The organism is Citrobacter sp. Cpo032, assembly GCF_030332975.1.
GTDB lineage: Bacteria > Pseudomonadota > Gammaproteobacteria > Enterobacterales > Enterobacteriaceae > Citrobacter > Citrobacter portucalensis.
This window is the reverse complement of sequence record NZ_JAOWGU010000034.1, coordinates 95,373-115,692: the sequence shown is the minus strand read 5'-3', so window position 1 is coordinate 115,692 and position 20,320 is coordinate 95,373. Positions and strand designations below refer to the sequence as shown.

Annotated in this window: 23 protein-coding genes; 9 read left to right on the top strand and 14 right to left on the bottom strand. The window is 51.8% G+C overall.

Features of this window, described 5'->3' with window-relative positions:
• Positions 1-55: 55 nt before the first annotated feature.
• From OGY33_RS02590 to OGY33_RS02580, 3 genes are read right to left on the bottom strand one after another with little or no spacing between them, the layout of a single operon-like run.
• Positions 56-415 (bottom strand): DUF1493 family protein, encoded by a 360-nt coding sequence (locus OGY33_RS02590; protein WP_048214792.1) that lies wholly within the window; start codon positions 413-415, stop codon positions 56-58.
• A complete protein-coding gene (locus OGY33_RS02585) occupies positions 415-864 on the bottom strand; it encodes an STM2901 family protein (protein ID WP_048214793.1) in 450 nt (149 codons plus the stop codon). The genes OGY33_RS02590 and OGY33_RS02585 overlap by 1 nt, the downstream gene beginning before the upstream one ends.
• An 11-nt stretch (positions 865-875) precedes the next feature.
• Positions 876-1,358, bottom strand: a complete 483-nt coding sequence (locus tag OGY33_RS02580) for an Hcp family type VI secretion system effector (RefSeq protein WP_191238807.1) — start codon at positions 1,356-1,358, stop codon at positions 876-878.
• Between the two features lie 182 nt (positions 1,359-1,540).
• Here OGY33_RS02580 and OGY33_RS02575 point away from each other — a divergent pair, with 182 nt between their 5' ends.
• The gene (locus OGY33_RS02575; RefSeq protein WP_191238808.1) at positions 1,541-2,905 is read left to right on the top strand and encodes an MFS transporter; all 1,365 of its coding nucleotides are present in this window, start codon (positions 1,541-1,543) and stop codon (positions 2,903-2,905) included.
• A gap of 46 nt (positions 2,906-2,951) precedes the next feature.
• On the opposite strand, the gene OGY33_RS02570 is transcribed toward OGY33_RS02575, so the two are convergent.
• Positions 2,952-3,443: a YajQ family cyclic di-GMP-binding protein gene (locus OGY33_RS02570; RefSeq protein WP_003831002.1), complete on the bottom strand. Its 492-nt coding sequence runs from the start codon at positions 3,441-3,443 to the stop codon at positions 2,952-2,954.
• Positions 3,444-3,617: 174 nt separating this feature from the next.
• Between OGY33_RS02570 and panE the strand changes: the two genes are divergently transcribed.
• Together panE and yajL are read left to right on the top strand one after the other, a co-directional pair.
• Complete coding sequence (panE, locus tag OGY33_RS02565; protein ID WP_032942532.1) at positions 3,618-4,529, top strand: 2-dehydropantoate 2-reductase; 912 nt, start codon at positions 3,618-3,620, stop codon at positions 4,527-4,529.
• Complete coding sequence (gene yajL / locus OGY33_RS02560) at positions 4,492-5,082, top strand: protein deglycase YajL (protein WP_008783935.1); 591 nt, start codon at positions 4,492-4,494, stop codon at positions 5,080-5,082. Before panE ends, yajL begins: the two co-directional genes overlap by 38 nt.
• Before the next feature lie 39 nt (positions 5,083-5,121).
• On the opposite strand, the gene OGY33_RS02555 is transcribed toward yajL, so the two are convergent.
• Genes OGY33_RS02555 through OGY33_RS02545 form a run of 3 tightly spaced genes read right to left on the bottom strand, consistent with a single transcriptional unit; the run spans position 5,122 to position 8,805 of the window.
• The gene (locus OGY33_RS02555) at positions 5,122-5,910 is read right to left on the bottom strand and encodes a dimethyl sulfoxide reductase anchor subunit family protein (protein WP_191238809.1); all 789 of its coding nucleotides are present in this window, start codon (positions 5,908-5,910) and stop codon (positions 5,122-5,124) included.
• A 10-nt stretch (positions 5,911-5,920) separates the two neighbouring features.
• Positions 5,921-6,469 carry a 4Fe-4S dicluster domain-containing protein gene (locus OGY33_RS02550; RefSeq protein WP_170972905.1) on the bottom strand — a complete coding sequence of 183 codons (549 nt, stop codon included), beginning with the start codon at positions 6,467-6,469 and terminating at the stop codon, positions 5,921-5,923.
• A 2-nt stretch (positions 6,470-6,471) separates the two neighbouring features.
• Positions 6,472-8,805, bottom strand: coding sequence for a molybdopterin-containing oxidoreductase family protein (locus OGY33_RS02545; RefSeq protein ID WP_191238810.1), 2,334 nt, complete (start codon positions 8,803-8,805; stop codon positions 6,472-6,474).
• A 171-nt stretch (positions 8,806-8,976) separates the two neighbouring features.
• Between OGY33_RS02545 and OGY33_RS02540 the strand changes: the two genes are divergently transcribed.
• Positions 8,977-9,672 (top strand): helix-turn-helix domain-containing protein, encoded by a 696-nt coding sequence (locus OGY33_RS02540; RefSeq protein WP_191238811.1) that lies wholly within the window; start codon positions 8,977-8,979, stop codon positions 9,670-9,672.
• A 36-nt stretch (positions 9,673-9,708) separates the two neighbouring features.
• Here the strand turns inward: OGY33_RS02540 and thiI are convergent, their stop codons facing one another.
• A complete protein-coding gene (thiI, locus tag OGY33_RS02535) occupies positions 9,709-11,157 on the bottom strand; it encodes a tRNA uracil 4-sulfurtransferase ThiI (RefSeq protein WP_008783933.1) in 1,449 nt (482 codons plus the stop codon).
• Positions 11,158-11,353: 196 nt separating this feature from the next.
• Between thiI and xseB the strand changes: the two genes are divergently transcribed.
• Genes xseB through yajO form a run of 4 tightly spaced genes read left to right on the top strand, consistent with a single transcriptional unit; the run spans position 11,354 to position 15,414 of the window.
• Complete coding sequence (gene xseB / locus OGY33_RS02530) at positions 11,354-11,596, top strand: exodeoxyribonuclease VII small subunit (protein ID WP_003021586.1); 243 nt, start codon at positions 11,354-11,356, stop codon at positions 11,594-11,596.
• On the top strand, positions 11,597-12,496 hold the full coding sequence (ispA, locus tag OGY33_RS02525; protein ID WP_008783932.1) for a (2E,6E)-farnesyl diphosphate synthase: 900 nt from the start codon (positions 11,597-11,599) through the stop codon (positions 12,494-12,496).
• 24 nt (positions 12,497-12,520) lie between these two features.
• Entirely contained in the window at positions 12,521-14,383 is a 1,863-nt protein-coding gene (gene dxs, locus OGY33_RS02520; RefSeq protein ID WP_003830996.1) for a 1-deoxy-D-xylulose-5-phosphate synthase, read from the top strand.
• Positions 14,384-14,439: 56 nt separating this feature from the next.
• Positions 14,440-15,414 (top strand): 1-deoxyxylulose-5-phosphate synthase YajO, encoded by a 975-nt coding sequence (gene yajO, locus OGY33_RS02515; protein ID WP_008783931.1) that lies wholly within the window; start codon positions 14,440-14,442, stop codon positions 15,412-15,414.
• Positions 15,415-15,513: 99 nt separating this feature from the next.
• Here yajO and pgpA read toward each other — a convergent pair whose 3' ends face one another.
• From pgpA to nrdR, 6 genes are all read right to left on the bottom strand, one after another.
• Positions 15,514-16,032, bottom strand: a complete 519-nt coding sequence (gene pgpA, locus OGY33_RS02510; protein ID WP_003021578.1) for a phosphatidylglycerophosphatase A — start codon at positions 16,030-16,032, stop codon at positions 15,514-15,516.
• Entirely contained in the window at positions 16,010-16,987 is a 978-nt protein-coding gene (gene thiL / locus OGY33_RS02505; protein WP_008783930.1) for a thiamine-phosphate kinase, read from the bottom strand. The genes pgpA and thiL overlap by 23 nt, the downstream gene beginning before the upstream one ends.
• Positions 16,988-17,064: 77 nt before the next feature.
• Entirely contained in the window at positions 17,065-17,484 is a 420-nt protein-coding gene (gene nusB / locus OGY33_RS02500) for a transcription antitermination factor NusB (protein ID WP_000801129.1), read from the bottom strand.
• A gap of 19 nt (positions 17,485-17,503) precedes the next feature.
• Positions 17,504-17,974, bottom strand: coding sequence for a 6,7-dimethyl-8-ribityllumazine synthase (gene ribH / locus OGY33_RS02495; protein WP_003021575.1), 471 nt, complete (start codon positions 17,972-17,974; stop codon positions 17,504-17,506).
• Between the two features lie 90 nt (positions 17,975-18,064).
• Positions 18,065-19,168 (bottom strand): bifunctional diaminohydroxyphosphoribosylaminopyrimidine deaminase/5-amino-6-(5-phosphoribosylamino)uracil reductase RibD, encoded by a 1,104-nt coding sequence (gene ribD / locus OGY33_RS02490; protein ID WP_008783929.1) that lies wholly within the window; start codon positions 19,166-19,168, stop codon positions 18,065-18,067.
• 3 nt (positions 19,169-19,171) lie between these two features.
• The gene (gene nrdR, locus OGY33_RS02485) at positions 19,172-19,621 is read right to left on the bottom strand and encodes a transcriptional regulator NrdR (RefSeq protein WP_003021571.1); all 450 of its coding nucleotides are present in this window, start codon (positions 19,619-19,621) and stop codon (positions 19,172-19,174) included.
• A gap of 153 nt (positions 19,622-19,774) precedes the next feature.
• Between nrdR and OGY33_RS02480 the strand changes: the two genes are divergently transcribed.
• A complete protein-coding gene (locus OGY33_RS02480) occupies positions 19,775-20,314 on the top strand; it encodes a SadB/YajI family lipoprotein (RefSeq protein ID WP_149607782.1) in 540 nt (179 codons plus the stop codon).
• The last annotated feature ends 6 nt before the right edge of the window (positions 20,315-20,320 follow it).

Here is a 20,320-nt window from a genome sequence, read left to right as displayed (position 1 = left end):
GATAAGAAAAGGGTGCTTTGGCACCCTTTTTATTTACTACGCTATTTTGAGAGCGTCAGGTCTCGTCTTTTTGTTTATCAGGCCAGATCTCAAACAACCATTTCCCCGCTTCAGCCGACTCAGCAAACATCCTTACGGTTAACGGTATGCGTGTTGCTTCCACTTCTTCCCGGTTAGCTTTGAACCATCTCGTGAATAGTGGCAGATTGTGCCATGGATAATAAGGTTTCCAGTTCACACATGATAAATCAACTTTGAACTCTTTCTCATATCGATCCAGAGCGCTGTGGAGATCATCTCCGGGGACATCAAACAATTCTGAGTCGAGTTCTAAAGAAACTTCCTTCCAGTTTTCATCCAAATACCCAGGTATTTCTTCCCTGAAAAGCTTTAACACATCGTCTTGAATACTCATTAGAATGATGTCCACTGAATGCGATCTTTAGGTCGAGCAATTAAGTTGTATTTTAGCTGCGTCTTTCTTGATACTTGCACAAGTGCATTTACCAGACCAATCCACCCAAGCCAAGGTATATACCGAGCAATCACAGCTGCAAGTTTGTTAGTGCTTTGTATCCTGAAACCTACTGGTGTGGGGACTTTAATACCAAATGGTACCCGCGTATCTCTCAGAAGCATTCTCCCGTATTTGGAAACAACACTTGTTCCTTCAATAGCCCCAGAAGGTTTCTGTCTAGTCTTCAACCAAGGCTGACCAGCCAGAATAGCTGCTCCCGATTCAATGCCAATTCCTAACTCATCACAAAACTGTTCCAGAAAGATGAGATCATACAGTTCCCCAGCTGATAGATTGCTGTGACCATGATACCAATAGGTTCCATTCGCTTCTTCAGTGGTGTCCATTCAATCACCCATTATGCCGTCTGCCGGTCATTCCATGCGTCGGTATAGATAATGTTCCCGTCGCAATGCTTCCAGGTGATTTTTTCGTAGCGTAATTCTATGGTTTCAAGGTGATTGTTGTTTTTGTCTTCTGGCCCAGCCATCGTAGGAGAGACCGAGACAATCCGCACGCCCTCGAGCAGCATGTTGAAATACTCCACTTCCTGACCCGCATCATTGATTTTGTACCAACGAATCTCTGCAGACTTAAGATTCTGACCAGAAGCGACAGCTTTGTATAAATACGGGCTGGAGTAGTCAAACTCTTTAACGATCATCATCGGTGAATGTTGGCGTGTGCCTGTTGGTTTACCCGTTGCATTATCGGTGGGAATAGAGAGATTGTGATGAAAACCTTTAAATTCAATACTGTATTCTCTTCCCTTTACGTCACCCCCGCCCTTTATCAGCGCGCCACCATCGTCATAAATCCACATATTGCCTGGAATTGCCATTTTCCTTTTCCCTGTTTCCATTAGTAATAACCACAAAAAGACTACACCTGTAATTATCGCAAGTAAATTAGTTGCGAAAGTAATTATTTCAATTATCCCACTACACAATTCCACATATCGTAGAGGTTTACCCCACCCCTTCCCCGCTTTACACTAGGCGCGAAATTAATACAGAGGTGGGAATGAACGATTACAAAATGACGCCCGGTGAGTTGCGCGCCACCTGGGGTTTAGGGACCGTATTCTCGTTGCGCATGCTTGGCATGTTTATGGTCCTGCCAGTTCTGACCACGTACGGTATGGCGCTACAGGGTGCCAGCGAAGCGCTGATAGGCCTTGCCATCGGCATATATGGTCTGGCTCAAGCCGTCTTCCAGATCCCCTTTGGCCTGCTCTCTGACCGCATCGGTCGTAAGCCGCTTATTGTCGGCGGGCTGGCGGTATTCGTTCTCGGCAGCATAATTGCTGCTCTCTCCGATTCAATCTGGGGCATTATTCTTGGTCGGGCTTTACAAGGCTCTGGCGCGATTGCTGCTGCCGTAATGGCGCTGCTTTCCGACTTAACCCGTGAGCAAAACCGTACCAAAGCGATGGCGTTTATCGGCGTCAGCTTTGGTATCACCTTCGCCATTGCGATGGTGCTGGGACCAATCGTTACCCATGCGCTGGGGCTACACGCGCTGTTCTGGATGATTGCAGCCCTTGCTACCACAGGTATCGTGCTGACCATTTGGGTCGTTCCCAATAGCACTACCCACGTGCTGAACCGCGAGTCGGGCATGGTAAAAGGCAGCTTCAGCAAAGTGCTGGCAGAGCCCAAACTGCTGAAGCTCAACTTTGGCATCATGTGTCTGCACATATTGCTGATGTCCACCTTCGTCGCCTTACCAGGTCAACTGGCGAAAGCAGGCTTCCCCGCCGCAGAGCACTGGAAAATTTATCTGGTGACGATGCTGCTGTCTTTTGTTTCCGTAGTGCCGTTCATCATTTACGCCGAAGTGAAGCGCCGCATGAAACGCGTGTTCCTCGCCTGCGTGTTACTGATACTTATTGCAGAGATTGTATTGTGGAGCGCTAACGTGCGTTTCTGGGGGTTGATTGCGGGCGTGCAGATATTCTTCCTCGCCTTCAACCTGATGGAAGCCCTCCTCCCCTCGCTTATCAGTAAAGAGTCTCCGGCTGGCTATAAAGGCACGGCAATGGGCGTTTACTCCACCAGCCAGTTTCTTGGCGTGGCGATTGGCGGTTCGCTCGGCGGTTGGGTGGTTGAAATGTTTGATGGTCAGGCCGTATTCCTGGCCGGTGCGCTTCTGGCGGCAGTGTGGTTATTGGTGGCGAGTACAATGAAAGAGCCGCCGTATGTCAGCAGCCTGCGGGTGGAAATCCCACCTGAAATTGCTGCGGATGACACCCTGAAGCAGCGTCTGCTGGCTAAAGAAGGGATAACCGAAGTGTTAATTGTCGCGAAAGAACATTCGGCCTACGTGAAAATCGACAGCAAAGTCACCAATCGATTTGAGGTTGAGCAGGCCATCAGCCAGGCGTAAAGATGAGATTTGTCAGATGGCGGCTTACGCCATCTGACATAACGACTTAATCGCGGAAGTTCTTGAACTGGAACGGTTGACCGAGGTCGCCGCCGCGAACCAGCGCCATAACGGATTGCAGGTCGTCTCGCGCCTTGCCGGTTACACGGATTTCTTCGCCCTGAATCTGCGCCTGCACCTTCAGTTTGCTGTCTTTGATCAGCTTAACGATTTTCTTTTGCACTGCGCTTTCAATGCCTTGTTTCAGCTTAGCTTCAACAAACCAGGTTTTACCGCTGTGCACGAAGGTTTCTGGTACGTCCAGCGACGTGCCTTCAATACCGCGTTTGAGCAGCTTGGCACGCAGAATATCCAGCAACTGATTGACCTGAAAATCAGATTCGCTCAGCACCTTAATCGTCTTATTTGACTCATTCAGCTCAAAAGTCGCTTCAACGCCACGAAAATCAAAGCGTGACTCCACTTCGCGGCTGGCGTTATCTACCGCGTTACGGGCTTCCTGAAGATCAACTTCAGAGACAATATCGAAAGATGGCATCTTTTCCTCTCCCTTCATTTTTGATGCGAAGCATAATACCTGCAAAGTTACCCAACAGACAGCGCTATACTAGGCTGTATCCTTTAATTGTACGTGGTACTGATACCTGCGAACAATAATGGGGTACGGCCGATATGGATTAACACCTGGTGCTGTTGCAGGTGAGGAGGAAGAATGAAAATTACCGTACTGGGATGTGGAGCGCTAGGACAGCTTTGGCTTACCGCGCTATGCAAACATGGACATGAGGTGCAAGGGTGGCTACGCGTACCGCAACCCTATTGCAGCGTAAACCTGATCGACACGGATGGGTCAGTTTTTAATGAATCCCTGACGGCAAACGACCCCGACTTTTTGGCAAAAAGCGACCTGCTACTGGTCACCCTGAAAGCCTGGCAGGTTTCTGATGCGGTAAAAGGCCTGGCCGCAATTCTGCCTGAAACCACTCCCATTCTGCTGATTCACAACGGCATGGGGACAATTGAAGAGCTGCATAACATTAAGCAACCTCTGCTGATAGGTACCACCACCCACGCAGCACGCCGTGACGGCAACGTCATCATTCATGTCGCTCAGGGAACAACGCGCATTGGTCCTGCGCGTGAACAAGACGGTGATTTCAGTTATCTGGCTGAAGTCCTGCAAGAGGTGCTACCGGACGTCGCCTGGCACGACACTATTCGCGCCGAACTGTGGCGAAAGCTGGCCGTCAACTGCGTCATTAACCCGCTGACCGCATTATGGGATTGCCCAAACGGCGAGTTACGCCATCATCCTGAAAAAATAGCACTCATCTGCGAGGAAGTGGCCGCGGTCATTGAACGCGAAGGCCACCATACATCTGTGGATGATTTACGCTATTATGTCGAGCAAGTGATTGACAGTACGGCGGAAAATATCTCATCAATGCTGCAAGACATTCGTGCCCTGCGTCATACAGAGATCGACTACATTACCGGATATTTGTTAAAACGCGCCCGCGCGCACGGCATCGCCGTCCCGGAAAACGCCCAACTGTTTGAAATGGTAAAGAGAAAGGAAAGTGAGTATGAGCGCTCAAGCACTGGTATGTCTCGCCCCTGGTAGTGAAGAGACCGAAGCGGTCACCACTATCGATCTGCTGGTTCGCGGCGGAATTAAGGTCACGACCGCCAGCGTCGCCAGCGATGGCGACCTGACGATCGTCTGCTCACGCGGAGTGAAGCTGTTGGCGGATGCGCCATTAGTCGAAGTTGCTGACGGCGATTTCGACATTATCGTGCTGCCGGGCGGTATTAAAGGCGCCGAGTGTTTTCGCGACAGCCCGCTGCTTATCGAAACCGTGAAACAGTTTCATCGCTCCGGGCGCATTGTCGCGGCAATTTGCGCCGCGGCCGCCACCGTACTCGTCCCACACGATATTTTCCCCATCGGTAACATGACCGGTTTTCCGGCGCTGAAAGACCAAATTCCCGCTGACCAGTGGCAGGACAAGCGCGTCGTATGGGATCCTCGCGTCAACCTGTTAACCAGCCAGGGACCGGGGACTTCCATTGATTTCGGTTTGAAAATCATTGATCTGCTGGTGAGTCGCGAAAAAGCTCACGAGGTGGCGTCACAACTGGTGATGGCTGCGGGAATCTATAACTATTACGAGTAAATATGCTTACCGGATGGTTTCAACCATCCGGTAAAATATTTAAAACCAAGGCACTCCGCTCATAACGTTGCTATAAAACAACATTCTTCCCGCCAGTTCCCCCGTCGCCATTAATACTACCCACACCCAACTCTGTTGGCCGTAGTTCAGACGCGATATTCCCCACACAGCAATGCAGATACTGGCAAATAGCTGCCACCATAGCAGAGGACTTGACGCATCAGCGCCAGGCACATGATAGCGAAACCACAACCCGCCCGCCGTCAACACGATTCCAATTACAATCCCTGCATTGCATGTCGTTGAAGAGGATTTATGCCAATAGCCACCGGCCACCGCCACACTCATAAAACCCAGCAATACTGCCGTTGCCAGGAAGCCAAGCGGCGTAGCTATGGTATGCCAAAGCGAGTGCAGCGCCATTTGGTAATACACCTGAGACGTCACAAAAATTGACACCAGGCCAACAAGCGCAGTCACACCACCCAGAAGATTCGCCCCTGGATGCCCAGGCTTGAGCCAACATAACGCTAACCAGCAAAATATCACGGCATTCAATACTATAAATGCCACTACTTCCCGGCTCAGCCAAGATATTCCCAACCCTGCCATTGAACGGTATGCGCCTGTAGGTGTTCCCAGGTGTGCAAGGGATGCCAAAGAACCCAGCACAGTGATGACCCAAAATAACAGCGCCAGCAGACGATACTGTTTAGCATCGAATTTCAGCGTACCAAAATTCTGACACAACGTTAGTGCCAGGACACCACCAATCCCCCATTGAGCAAAGACCGTAAAAAAGACTAATGGCAATTCATAGTGTTCCATTTCTCTCTCCTCAGTCCCGTGGCGCGATAATCACAATATTGGGCTTACTGATATTGTGATCGGGTAAGTTGTAGCGCTTCTCTAGTACCGTCCATTGGGTGGTATGCTCTTTGCGAAGATCTTCTATCTCGCCAAATCGTAAAACCCCCGCGGGACAAGATTCGACACAGCGTGGTTGTAAACCTTCATCCAGGCGTTCCGCACACAAATTACATTTACTGGTTTTCCCCTCTTCCGCATCGTAAACCGGTGCACTCCAGGGGCAGGCCATAATACACATCCGGCAACCGATACAACGTTCGTGGTCCTGTACAACAATCCCGTCAGCTCGTTTGGTATAAGTCCCGGCAGGGCACACTTTCATGCACTGAGGGTCATCGCAATGGTTACACGACATGCTGATAAAGGCTTGAGTATTAGGTTCATCTGTATTGCGCTCACGTACCCGCCGCCACAACACACCAAGCGGCGTCATATTTTCTGATTTGCAGGCCATGCTGCAGGTTTTACAGCCATAGCAGTTTTGCATATCAATAAGAAATCCATACTGTTTCGTCATGATTATGCCTCCCTTCTCACGTCAACTAACGTACTGTTACAACAGTGTCCATTGCCCAACAACTCGACCTGATCGTTGGTGACGTGGCTACTACTTCCCCCCTGTTGCTCCCACCAGCCGTTATCCAGGCTCACAACTCCCCGTTTTATATGCGTTGTAACATCGGCAATTGCTCTATGCTCTCCACGATGATTGAAAACAACAACCCACTCTCCGGCCTGGATCTGACGATTATGGGCATCTTCTGGATGAATCATAACGTTCGGGCGATTACGCTGAACCTCGAGGATCCATTCATTCATACCGTGGCTCGAATGTACGCTACGTGCCAGTTTGCGCTGTACCGCCATTAACGGATAGTGGCTTGCCAGTTCAGGTGAACCTTTCACTGACTCTTTCACCTGTCTCCAGGTTACCACCGGCAGGAAGTCTTTTTTGGCCCATTCCTCGATATAAAAATGCGCCTTTCCGGTTGAGGTACGAAACTGCCCATCCTTAAAGGGGATCCAGTCTTCTTTAACGGGGCATACCGGCCCTTTTTTTAACATCTCACGGGTGATACCCGACCCTTTGAGGCAAGTATCAATGTAATGTTCAATGGGCTGATTAAAGACGTCTCCAAATCCAAAACGCTCGGCCAAGCGTGCGAAAATCCAGTAATCCGGTTTAGCTTCTCCCGGTGGTTCCACCGCTTTCTCCATCAGTTGTACATAGTGGCTGCGTACCCCCGCCATTAAACTGACATCTTCAAAAATGGTCGTCACAGGCAGCACCAAATCGGCATACAGTGCAGACGAACTCATCAAATTGTCCGCCACCACGACAAATGGCACTTTTTTAAAGGCTTCTCTGACCTGATTTGTATTCGGCAACTGCGTCATCGCCCCCAGTGTCATGTTCCACCAGAATTTTATTGGATGAGGTTTTTCGTTAACGATCCACTCCCCAATTTTAGAAATGGGGATCGATGGAATTTTGGCAGCATTTGGCGCAGGGGGGATAATGGGCGAAAATTTCGCCATTTGCCTGACCCCGCCCGCATCACAGACCCCTGCACCAGGCTTACCGATATTGCCGGTTATCAGCGCCAGATAAAATTGGCTGGCAGCAACATAAGTACCAAACTCAGTTCTCTGTGCACCAGACATATTCTGAACTATCATCGCAGGTTGCGTGGAAGCATAGTCTCTCGCCAAGCGTAATACCGTTTGCGCTGGCACATCCGTTTCCTGCTCAACTTTCTGTGTCGTCCAGGGCTTTGCCTGCGCCCAAACGTTATCCAGTACGGTCGTAAAATCACTCTCGTTGGGCAGTTCATCATTCAGCAATGCAGGAATAACGCCCGGCGCATCATGTCGCTTCACGCTTTGTGTCAGGGTATCAAACACCAGATAACTGTCAGTATCCTGCGGATCGGCTCGCATTAACTTCTGTTGTCCATCCACCAGATAAACCGCACCGGTGTGCGCTCGCAGAAAATCCGCGTCATAGCGTTTTTCCTGCATAATGATGTTGATCATCCCTAGCGCCAGCGCGATATCCGTTCCCGGCACAATAGGCACCCACTCATCCGCTTTTGCTGCGGTTTCGTTAAACCGGGGATCGATTACCACCATTCGCGCTCCGTTACGCTGCGCATTTGAATAATCTTTGAAGTAAGCATGCATCGTAACGGCCGGGTTGTTCCCCCAGCAAAGGATATAGCGACTTTCCTTTATTGTGTCGCGGGTATCAGCATACCGTAAGCCCACCATTGGCATCATCGCAGCGGTGACGGCTGCGCAGCATAACGAACCAACATGTTTTGTCGATCCACCAAGATAATCAAAAAATGCCTTCCCCATATCATTTTTGATAGAGTCCATATTCCCTGAGGCTGCTGTTAGCAACAGGCCTTTATTGCCATCGGTAGCGATCGTTTCTCTGATTTTCTTTTCAATAAGCTCAAGCGCGGCATCCCAAGAAATCGGCTTAAATTTTCCTTCACCTTTTTCTCCCGTACGCAGCAAGGGTTGCGTCAGTCGTAGCGGGTGATACACCCATTTCGTTCGGCTAATCCCTCGTAAACAACATTTCACGTTAAAGCCTTTTGTCGCTTCAATTTTCATCAAACGATCTTTCCAGACATATGCCGTCAGGTTGCAATGCAAACATTCCATTGCACAGGTCGAACGAAATGTCTGGTAATCCGATTGCTGCAGACGAAACCGAGGCAGCGGTGCGCCATTGACCTGACGCAACCCTAGAAAGGTTGGACCTAATGAAGCCAGCCCCACCACACCTAGCCCTTTTAACAGGGTTCTTCTTTTTAAACGTATATTGCTCAAAGCATCCATGATCTTTCCTCCAATAAAGTTCATCATTAGTGAACTAAAATTCACTAATAATTAACTTGAGGTGAGTCATGATCTAATCATTTAGAGGTAACGATCTTTTTGAACTATGAAAGCAGCACTGCTTTCTGAACTCAATGATATAATCGAGGAGTATTTAATAAGAGAACGCATATGACTGAAACATCACAAGGGATTAATTCGGTTGATATAGCCGTCAGCATTTTGACATTTGTCGCCAGTCAGAATGGTCAAGCGAGGGCAATCGATATCGCTACTGGGTGTGGTTTGTCGAAAAGCCGTTTACATAAATATCTTATCTCACTTTGTCGCACCGGCATGCTATGCCAAAACGAAAAAGGGCTTTACTGCCTGGGAGCAACCACACTGCAACTGACTGGAGGCCAAACCGGCGCACGAGACGCAATTGACGAGCTCAATGCTATGCTGGTCACTTTTCGCGACACCTTTAACCACTCCACCGGGGTCGTCGTTGCTTCTGAAAATGGATTAATACTCAAACACTACAATCGCAGCTTTCGAAACGTCGATATCGATTTTCTGCCCAATACGCAGGTTCCACTTCATGCCAGTGCTGCAGGGCAAATTTTTATGAGCTTTTCTGATTATCAGGCGCAAAATCTGGCGCAGAAACAGTTGATTAGACAAATAATATCGCAGGGATACGCCGTGCGTTACAACCCAACTCAGGGGATCCCTGGAGCGCAATCTATCGCTTGTCCGCTTCAGAATAGTAAAGGTGGGCTCATTGCAATTGCTGTCACAATGGGTTTTTTTAGTGCCGAAGCCATTCCGCAAATTGCCAACCAACTGGTCAACAGCATCGCATCACTTCAGCCACAAGATTAGCGCAGCCCCGGCGCATAAAGCCGGGGCAAGACTCAATTACGGGCGATACACCTTCACATTTTCAAAGCCCTGCTCGCGCAGATAAAGCGCCTGCAGGCGACTCATCACCCCGCGTTCACACCACAGCAGCCAGGTTTTACTCTGGTCCAGATCGCCGAATTTAGTGCTCAGCTTGTAGAATGGCAGAGAAACGACGTCCACACCTTCAACCTTCAGCGGTTTATCATCCTGTTCATCCACAGAACGGATATCAAGGATTACGTCATTCGGGCCGAAACCGCTCACGGTTTCCACTTCTACCACGGTCTGCTGCGTCTGCTGGGCGATATCGCGAATATCGATATTGTTCGCTTCTTCAACCACTTTATCGAGGATAGAGAAATCGAAGTTTTCTTCTTCGGCCTCAATCTTCGCTTTGATCGCTTTCACCGTCGGGCTTTTTGAAATCACACCGCAGTATTCCGGCATGGTACGGGCAAAGTCCTCGGTACCAATTTCACGCGCCAGATTGATGATGTGCTCTTTATCATGGGAGATAAGCGGGCGCAGGATCAGGGTGTCAGAAACGTTATCGATCAGACGCAGGTTGGTCAGCGTCTGGCTGGACACCTGGCCCAGTGCTTCACCGGTTACCAGCGCCTGTACGCCGTAGCGCTCAGCGACTTTCGACGCCGCGCGAACCATCATACGTTTGAGAACCACGCCCATCTGGCCGTCATCAACTTTCTCCAGGATCTCACCGACCACCGGTTCAAAGTTGATAGCAACAAAACGCACGCGATGCGAACTACCGAAGCGATTCCACAGGTAATGCGCCACCTGGCGAACGCCGATTTCATGCGCTGCGCCGCCAAGGTTAAAGAAGCAATAGTGAACACGGCAGCCGCGACGCATCAGCATATAGCTGGATACACCAGAGTCGAAACCGCCGGAAATCAGCGACAGTACGTCTTCCTGCGTCCCAATCGGGAAACCACCAATACCTTCATAGCGGCCTTTAACCAGCAGCAGACGGTCGTTTTCGATTTCAAGATTAACGGTCACATCCGGCTTCGTCAGCTTCACGCGTGCAGATTCAATATGTTGGTTCAGTCCACCGCCAACATAACGTTCCACCTCAATGGAGCTAAACTCATGCTTCCCGCGACGCTTCACGCGAACACAGAAGGTTTTACCTTCCAGTTGATCGCGATACTGAACCAGTGCTTTCTCGAAAATATCGTGCATATCGGTAAACGGCACGTCTTCTACTTCGAGAATGTGGTGGATACCCGGAATACGGGTCAGCGCGTCGCGAATATCCAGGCGCTGGCTTTCATCTTTAGCGCGAACCTCAACGTGATCCCAGTGACGAACAACAGCAAGGTCTTCATCATAGTGCTTTAAAACGTTACGAATGTTCCCTGTCAGAATTTTTATAAAGCGCAAACGCACAGATTGGCTTTTGATGGTGATTTCTGGGAACAATTTAATGATAAACTTCATGGCGGCAATGGTTCTTAGGCAAGTCTGAATGACTTGTAATGGAAAAAAATACAGCAGCCCATACCCGCGACTGCATCCAGGCGCGCAAGTATATCACCATCACGCGGCTACTGTGCACATTGCGCGTTATTTGCTTATCAGTGCGAGTCCGTTACCATAGTCTTGTGCTGCCAATACAGAGAGTCAGACATTCATTATGCCGAAGAAAAATGAAGCGCCCGCCAGTTTTGAAACCGCGCTGAGCGAGCTGGAACAAATTGTTACCCGTCTGGAAGGCGGCGACCTGCCGTTAGAAGAAGCGTTGAACGAATTCGAACGTGGCGTACAGTTGGCGCGTCAGGGACAGGTCAAATTGCAACAGGCTGAACAGCGCGTACAAATCCTGCTGTCAGATACTGAAGACGCCGCCCTTACGCCTTTTACACCGGATAATGAGTAAATGGATTTTACGCAGCAGCTACAGGCTTGCGTTGAGCAGGCCAACCAGGCACTGAGCCGTTTTATCGCGCCACTGCCCTTTCAGAACACTCCCGTGGTAGAAACCATGCAATATGGCGCATTATTAGGCGGTAAACGCCTGCGCCCGTTCCTGGTGTATGCGACCGGTCAGATGTTTGGGGTCAGCCTGAGTACGCTTGATGCTCCCGCTGCCGCCGTCGAATGCATTCATGCCTATTCGCTGATGCACGATGATTTGCCCGCGATGGATGACGATGACCTGCGACGCGGTCTGCCGACTTGCCACGTAAAATTTGGCGAGGCAAATGCGATCCTGGCCGGAGATGCGCTACAAACGCTGGCATTCTCCATTATCAGCGACGCCCCAATGCCGGAAGTCACTGACCGTGACCGCATCGCGATGATCTCTGAACTGGCTCAGGCCAGCGGCATCGCCGGTATGTGCGGCGGTCAGGCGCTGGATCTGGAAGCTGAAGGTCATCAGGTTGAGCTGGATGCGCTGGAGCGGATTCACCGCCATAAAACCGGAGCATTGATTCGCGCCGCCGTGCGTTTGGGGGCGTTAAGTGCTGGCGATAAAGGGCGAGAATGCCTGCCAATACTCGACAAATACGCAGAAAGCATCGGTCTGGCTTTCCAGGTTCAGGATGACATCCTGGATGTGGTAGGCGATACTGCAACATTGGGTAAACGTCAGGGTGCTGACCAGCAACTTGGCAAAAGTACCTATCCTGCACTTCTGGGTCTTGAGCAAGCCCAGAATAAAGCCCGGGATTTAATCGAGGACGCCCGCCAGTCGCTAAGTCTGCTGGCCGCACAGTCACTCGATACCTCGGCACTGGAAGCGCTAGCGGACTACATAATCCAGCGTGATAAATAAACCAACATATCCCATGAGCTTGCGATGAGTTTTGATATAGCCAAATACCCGACCCTGGCGCTGGTCGACTCCACCCAGGAGTTACGTCTGCTGCCAAAAGAGAGCCTGCCAAAGCTTTGCGACGAACTGCGCCGCTATTTGCTCGACAGCGTAAGCCGTTCCAGCGGGCACTTCGCCTCTGGTCTGGGCACGGTGGAACTCACCGTCGCGCTGCACTATGTCTACAACACCCCGTTTGACCAGTTAATCTGGGATGTGGGACATCAGGCTTATCCGCACAAAATTCTGACTGGTCGCCGCGATAAAATCGGCACCATTCGTCAGAAAGGCGGCCTGCATCCGTTCCCATGGCGCGGTGAAAGCGAGTATGACGTACTGAGCGTTGGGCACTCTTCAACCTCCATCAGCGCAGGTATCGGTATTGCCGTTGCCGCCGAGAAAGAAGGTAAAGAGCGCCGTACCGTGTGTGTGATTGGTGATGGTGCCATCACCGCAGGGATGGCGTTTGAAGCGATGAACCACGCGGGCGATATTAGGCCCGACATGCTGGTTATCCTCAACGACAACGAAATGTCGATTTCAGAGAACGTTGGCGCGCTGAACAATCATCTGGCACAGCTGCTCTCAGGCAAACTCTACTCCTCGCTGCGCGAAGGCGGGAAGAAAGTCTTCTCCGGCGTGCCGCCGATTAAAGAACTGCTCAAACGTACTGAAGAACATATTAAAGGTATGGTTGTGCCGGGGACTCTGTTTGAAGAACTGGGCTTTAACTATATCGGCCCGGTGGACGGTCACGACGTGCTGGGGCTTATTACTACGCTCAAAAACATGCGCGATCTGAAAGGCCCGCAGTTCCTGCACATCATGACCAAAAAGGGTCGTGGCTATGAGCCTGCGGAAAAAGATCCGATAACCTTCCACGCGGTACCCAAATTCGATCCGTCCAGCGGATGCCTGCCGAAAAGCAGTGGCGGCCTGCCGAGCTATTCAAAAATTTTCGGTGACTGGCTGTGCGAGACCGCAGCGAAAGACAATAAGCTGATGGCAATCACCCCGGCGATGCGCGAAGGTTCCGGAATGGTGGAGTTTTCACGTAAGTTCCCGGATCGCTATTTCGATGTGGCGATTGCCGAGCAGCACGCGGTGACATTTGCTGCCGGTCTGGCGATTGGCGGCTACAAGCCGGTGGTAGCCATTTACTCGACCTTCCTGCAACGCGCCTACGATCAGGTGCTGCACGATGTAGCCATCCAGAAACTGCCGGTCCTGTTCGCCGTTGACCGGGCAGGGATTGTTGGCGCAGATGGACAAACCCATCAGGGGGCGTTCGATCTCTCCTTCCTGCGCTGCATCCCGGAAATGGTCATCATGACCCCGAGTGATGAAAACGAATGCCGCCAGATGCTGTTCACCGGCTATCACTACAACGATGGTCCAACGGTCGTGCGCTACCCACGCGGTAACGCGGTAGGCGTTGAGCTGACCCCGCTGGAACAACTGCCAATTGGTAAAGGCATCGTGAAACGTCACGGGGAAAAAGTGGCGATTCTCAACTTCGGCACCCTGATGCCGGAAGCCGCTCAGGTCGCAGAGTCGCTGAACGCCACGCTGGTCGATATGCGCTTTGTAAAACCACTGGATGAGACGTTGATCCTTGAAATGGCTGCCCAACACGAGGTGCTGGTTACCATTGAAGAGAACGCCATTATGGGTGGTGCTGGCAGCGGCGTAAACGAAGTGCTGATGGCCCATCGTAAGCCCGTCCCGGTGCTGAACATTGGCCTACCAGACTTCTTCATCCCGCAGGGAACTCAGGATGAAGCTCGTGCCGATCTGGGTCTGAATGCCGCCGGAATTGAGACCAAAATCAAGGCCTGGCTGGCATAATCCCCTCCCCGCTCCTGCTATGCTTAATTCATCACGAGCTAAGCAGGAGTGGATTGATGAAATACAACATCTTAGGAAAAACCGACCTACGGGTCTCCCGCCTTTGCCTGGGTTGCATGACATTTGGCGAACCCAATCGCGGCAATCACGCCTGGACGCTACCTGAAGAAAGCAGCCGCCCGATAATCAAACACGCCCTTGAGGGTGGCATTAACTTTTTCGATACCGCCAACAGCTACTCCGCTGGCAGCAGCGAAGAGATTGTCGGTCGCGCACTGCGTGATTTCGCCCGCCGCGAAGATGTCGTGGTCGCTACCAAGGTTTTTCACCAGGTGGATGATTTAGCGGAAGGTTTATCCCGCGCACAAATCCTGCGCTCAATCGACGACAGCCTCAGACGCCTGGGTATGGACTATGTGGACATCCTGCAAATTCACCGCTGGGATTACAACACGCCAATCGAAGAAACGCTGGAGGCTCTAAACGACGTCGTGAAAGCCGGTAAAGCTCGCTATATTGGCGCCTCATCCATGCACGCTTCGCAGTTTGCCCAGGCTCTGGCCTTACAGAAGCAACACGGCTGGGCGCAGTTCGTCAGCATGCAGGATCACTACAACCTAATCTACCGCGAAGAAGAACGCGAAATGCTGCCGCTTTGCTATCAGGAAGGCGTGGCCGTTATCCCATGGAGCCCGCTGGCGCGCGGTCGCCTGACGCGTCCCTGGGGAGAAACGACCGCACGTCTGGTTTCCGATGAAGTCGGTAAAAATTTGTACAACGAGAGCGATGAAAACGACGCGCAAATCGCCGCACGACTGACCGGTGTCAGTGAGGAGTTGGGTGTAACGCGGGCACAGGTTGCGCTGGCCTGGCTGCTGAGCAAACCCGGCGTGGCAGCGCCAATTATTGGCTCTTCACGTGAGGAACAGCTGGATGAGTTGCTTAACGCGGTAGATTTAACATTGAAGCCGGAGCAGATTGCCGAGCTGGAAACGCCGTACAAACAGCATCCGGTGGTGGGATTTAAATAAGCGAGGTTGTAGATTGTAGGCCGGATAAGCATAGCGCATCCGGCACTGATCGCCCGATGTCGCGGCGCTTATCGGGCCTACAATAGCCGCTGAAAAGGGTTAAATGATACCTACCGGCCAGTGATGACCGATAAAATACAAAATTCCGGCAGAGAGTATCCCGGCCACAATATCGTCGATCATGATCCCCGTCCCGCCATGCACGTTGCGATCAAACCAACGAATCGGCCACGGCTTCCACATATCCAGAATACGGAAAATCACAAATCCGGCGGCAACCCACTGCCAGTCGTTGGTCGGCAGCGCCATCAGGGTAATCCACATCCCGACAAACTCGTCCCAGACAATACTACCGTGATCGTGCACGCCCATATCTTTCGCCGTTTGATGGCACAGATAAACGCCGATACAGATAGATAACATCACCACCAGCGAATACAGCTGCCACGGCAGAAAAGTCATTAAATACCAAAAAGGGATCGCCGCCAGCGATCCCATCGTGCCTGGAACAATTGGGCTCAGCCCGCTGCCAAAACCGGTGGCTAACAGGTGCCACGGATTGCGCATACTCAGGCGGCTTTTGGCGACATCTTTTTTAAGGCGCGGCAAAATGGTCATATCCTTTCCAGTCAAACGTGACGGGTTTTCCATCGCGCGTAAAGTGAATGCCTTCCACGTCCGCGCTCATCTGCCCAATGCAGGTAAACGCTGCGCCGAGATTTCCCAGCGCCACTTCCAGCGCACCACGATTAATTTCCGGTACGGTAAAGCATAACTCATAATCTTCACCTCCCGAGAGCGCCCAGCGCAGGGCCTGTTCCGGCTCAACGTGCTGTGACAATGCCGTGGAGTATGGCAGCACATCAACGTTAACCCGTGCGCCACAGCCGCTAGCATTAACGATGTGTCCCAAATCGGAAATCAGGCCATCGGAGAGATCGATAGCCGCACTGGCCAGATCGCGCAGGGCTTGTCCCTGCAAAATACGCGGCGTGGGACGCAGATGGCGTTGCAGCAGATAGTCCGCGTCTGTTGCATCTGCAACCTGCAATCGGTTCTGCAAAATCGCCAGCCCGGCCGCACTGTCGCCCGGCGTGCCGGTAACATAAATCCAGTCACCCGGTTTCGCGCCGGAACGTTTTAAGGCCCGCCCAACGGGGACGTAGCCATGGATACCCAGCGTCATCGACAGCGGCCCACGCGTGGTGTCACCACCAATCAGCTGCATATCATAGTAATTGAGGAGTTCAAACAGGCCATCGCTGAAGGCTTCCAGCCAAGCTTCATCGACGTCAGGTAACGTGAGCGCCAGCGTCAGCCACGCAGGATCCGCCCCCATCGCCGCCAGATCGCTCAAATTCACCGCCAGCGCTTTCCAGGCGAGATCGGTCGGATCAATGTCGGGGAGGAAGTGGTTGCCTGCCACCAGCGTATCGGTACTGATCGCCAGCGTTTGTTTTTCAGGGATGTTCAGAAGTGCGCAGTCGTCACCAATACCGGTTTCGACATCAAGACGAGAAGTTCTTACGCGGTCAAAATAACGGGCAATCAGGGAAAACTCGCCACATGCCATACGTTATGCCTCAGCAGAAAAAAAAGAAAAAGCCGGGGACAGCGGAAACAGGTTCCACCATCCAGCCGGCCTCGGGATTACTTTTTGTTGGGGCGAATCACAGGTGCTGCTTTATCCAGTACGCCGTTCACGAATTTGTGGCTATCTTCAGCGCCGAAGGTTTTTGCCAGTTCAATCGCTTCGTTGATGGCCACTTTGTACGGCACATCACTACGTTTAGACAATTCAAACAGCGCAATACGCAGTACGGCTTTTTCTACCTGACCCAGCTCTTCCAACAGACGAGACAGGTAAGGCTTCATTAATCCATCCAGGTACGCGCTGTTAGTCGCCACCCCGGACAGCAGTTCACGGAAATACAGAACGTCGACATCTTTAACGTCCTGTTCCGCCAGGAACTGGTATTCAACATCAGCGATGTCGTTCTGGGACAACTGCCAGGAGTAGAGCGCCTGGACGGCACACTCACGGGCGCGGCGACGAGCAGCAGGTTTCACGGATTTCCCCTTACAAAAATCAGGCCTTGATGGCTTTCAATACATTAATCATTTCAAGCGCAGTCAGTGCAGCTTCTGCGCCTTTGTTACCGGCTTTAGTGCCAGCACGTTCGATGGCTTGTTCAATACTTTCGGTGGTCAGAACACCGAAGGCTACCGGAATGCCACTGTCCTGAGCGACATGCGCCAGGCCATTGCTTGCACCGCCAGCCACATATTCGAAGTGCGCGGTACCGCCACGGATCACCGTACCGAGCGCAATCACCGCGTCGTATTTACCGGTTTTTGCCAGTGCGTCAGCGGCCAGTGGCAGCTCATATGCACCTGGAACCCAAACAACGGTAATGTTTTCATCTTTAACCTGGCCAATACGTTTCAGGGCGTCGATAGCACCTTCCAGCAGGCTGTCATTGATAAAGTTGTTGAAACGCGCAATGGTGATGGCGACGCGAGCGTCCGGGGTAGCAACGTTAGCTTCAATAATGTTCATATTCTTCCTTCGGGTTCGATTTATGGCCCCGTAAGGGGGGCGGATTTTATCATAATATTCTGTGCGCTGCTTCCTCTAAATCAGAAAGCCTCACGCAGTCGTTAAATGCAGGCAAACGTCCGGGCCCACCTGGCGTATCTCATTGAATTTGAAATGGGGTGCGTCAGCCAGTTTCTCAAGGCCTGGAAGCACACATAATCCTCTCGCATCGCTGCCTAACAGTTTAGGCGCAACATACACGATTAGCTCATCGACCAAACCGGCCTGTAATAATGCCCCGGCGAGCGTTGGGCCAGCTTCAACCCAAATGCTGTTAATTTGCTGTTTGCCCAGTTGCATCATTAGCACCACCAGATCCAGATGTCCGTTATGTTCCGGCACCTTCAGGCTGCGCACCGTCTCCGGCCAGCTACGAGGGTCGTCTTCAGTCCGGACAATCCAGGTTTCTCCAGGCTGTTGCACAATTCGGTGCGCCGGTGTGACCTGATTCTGGCTATCAAGAACAATGCGGATTGGCTGACGCAGCTCTTCCTGCGGGTAACTCGCCTGAGTTGACTCCCCAAGCTCCGACCAACGCACGGTAAGCTGAGGGTCGTCTGCCAGCACCGTCGCACTGCTGGTTAAAATGGCATGACTTTGCGCGCGCAAGCGTTGCACATCGCGGCGCGCCTGTGGCGAGGTAATCCACTGGCTTTCACCGCTGGCCATCGCTGTACGGCCATCAAGCGACGCGCCAAGCTTAAGCTGAAGATATGGGAATCCCGTACGCATGCGCTTGAGGAAGCCTTTATTCAATTGCTCAACTTCGCTCATCATCAGCCCGTGGCTGACGTCGATACCCGCCTGCTGCAAACGGTAGAGCCCACGTCCTGCGACCTGCGGATTGGGATCCTGCATCGCCGCAACCACACGCGACACCCCCGCCGCAATCAGCGCATCGCAACACGGCGGCGTACGACCATGATGACTACAGGGTTCAAGCGTCACGTAGGCAGTTGCCCCCTGCGCTTTTTCTCCAGCCATCCGCAGAGCATGAACTTCGGCATGCGGTTCGCCCGCGCGGTGATGATATCCTTCACCGACGATCTCCCCATCTTTCACAATCACGCAGCCCACGTTGGGGTTGGGGTGAGTGGTAAAACGTCCGCGCGCAGCAAGCTTTAGCGCGCGCGCCATGTACAATTCATCCTGCATGGCTTAGTCCTGTAGGCGAGCAATCTCTTCGCCAAATTCTTTGATATCTTCGAAACTCCGGTAGACAGAGGCAAAGCGGATGTAGGCGACTTTATCGAGCTTTTTCAACTGCTCCATCACCAGGTTGCCAATCATCTTGCTCGGCACCTCACGCTCACCCGTCGCACGCAGCTGTGATTTGATATGGTTTAACGCCATTTCGACGTCATCTGCGCTGACAGGCCGTTTCTCAAGCGCTCTGAGCATGCCGCTGCGCAGCTTTTCTTCATTAAAGGGTTCACGCACATCGTTGCTTTTCACAACGCGCGGCATGACAAGTTCAGCCACTTCAAAAGTGGTGAAACGTTCGTTACAGACCAGACACTGCCGACGGCGGCGTACCGAGGAGCCCTCGCCTACAAGACGAGAGTCAATTACCTTAGTGTCTACGGCGAAACAGAATGGGCAATGCATACGGCGTCCTGTACCTCAGTGGTTAACAGAATCTATTTTACCCTGAACTGCCGTGACAACAAAGGCGCTGCGCTTTTGAGACAAAGGATCGATGCCTTCGTGCTCAGTGCACACTACCATTATGCTATCGCGACAATGAAGGAAGTAATCACAATGACAAGACGTTACCTAAGAATTCTCCTGGTGGGAAGTCTCTTTAGTCTTAGTGCCTGCGCACAGCAAAGCGAAGTACGCCAGATGCATCAAAGCGTTAGCACGTTGAATAAAGAGATGACGCAGCTTAATCAGGAAACGGTAAAAATTACGCAACAAAATATGTTGAATGCAAAATCAACCAGCGGCGCCTATCTGCTGCCGGGCTCCAAAACCCCGGCACGACTGGACAGCCAGATTGGCACCTTACGCATGTCTCTGGTGAACATTGCGCCGAACGCCGATGGTACGCGCCTGACGCTACGAATTCAGGGTGAATCCAACACGCCTTTACCCGCCTTTAGCGCCACCGTCGAGTACGGGAAAATTCAGGGCACCACGGACAACTATCAGGAAGTGAACGTTCATAACCAATTGGTCAACGCTCCGGCGAGTATTCTTGCTCCCAGCGACGTAGACATTCCGTTACAGATAAATGGCCTCACTCCAGATCAGTTAGGATTTGTGCGCATCCACGATGTCCAGCCTGTTAGCCAATAAACTTTT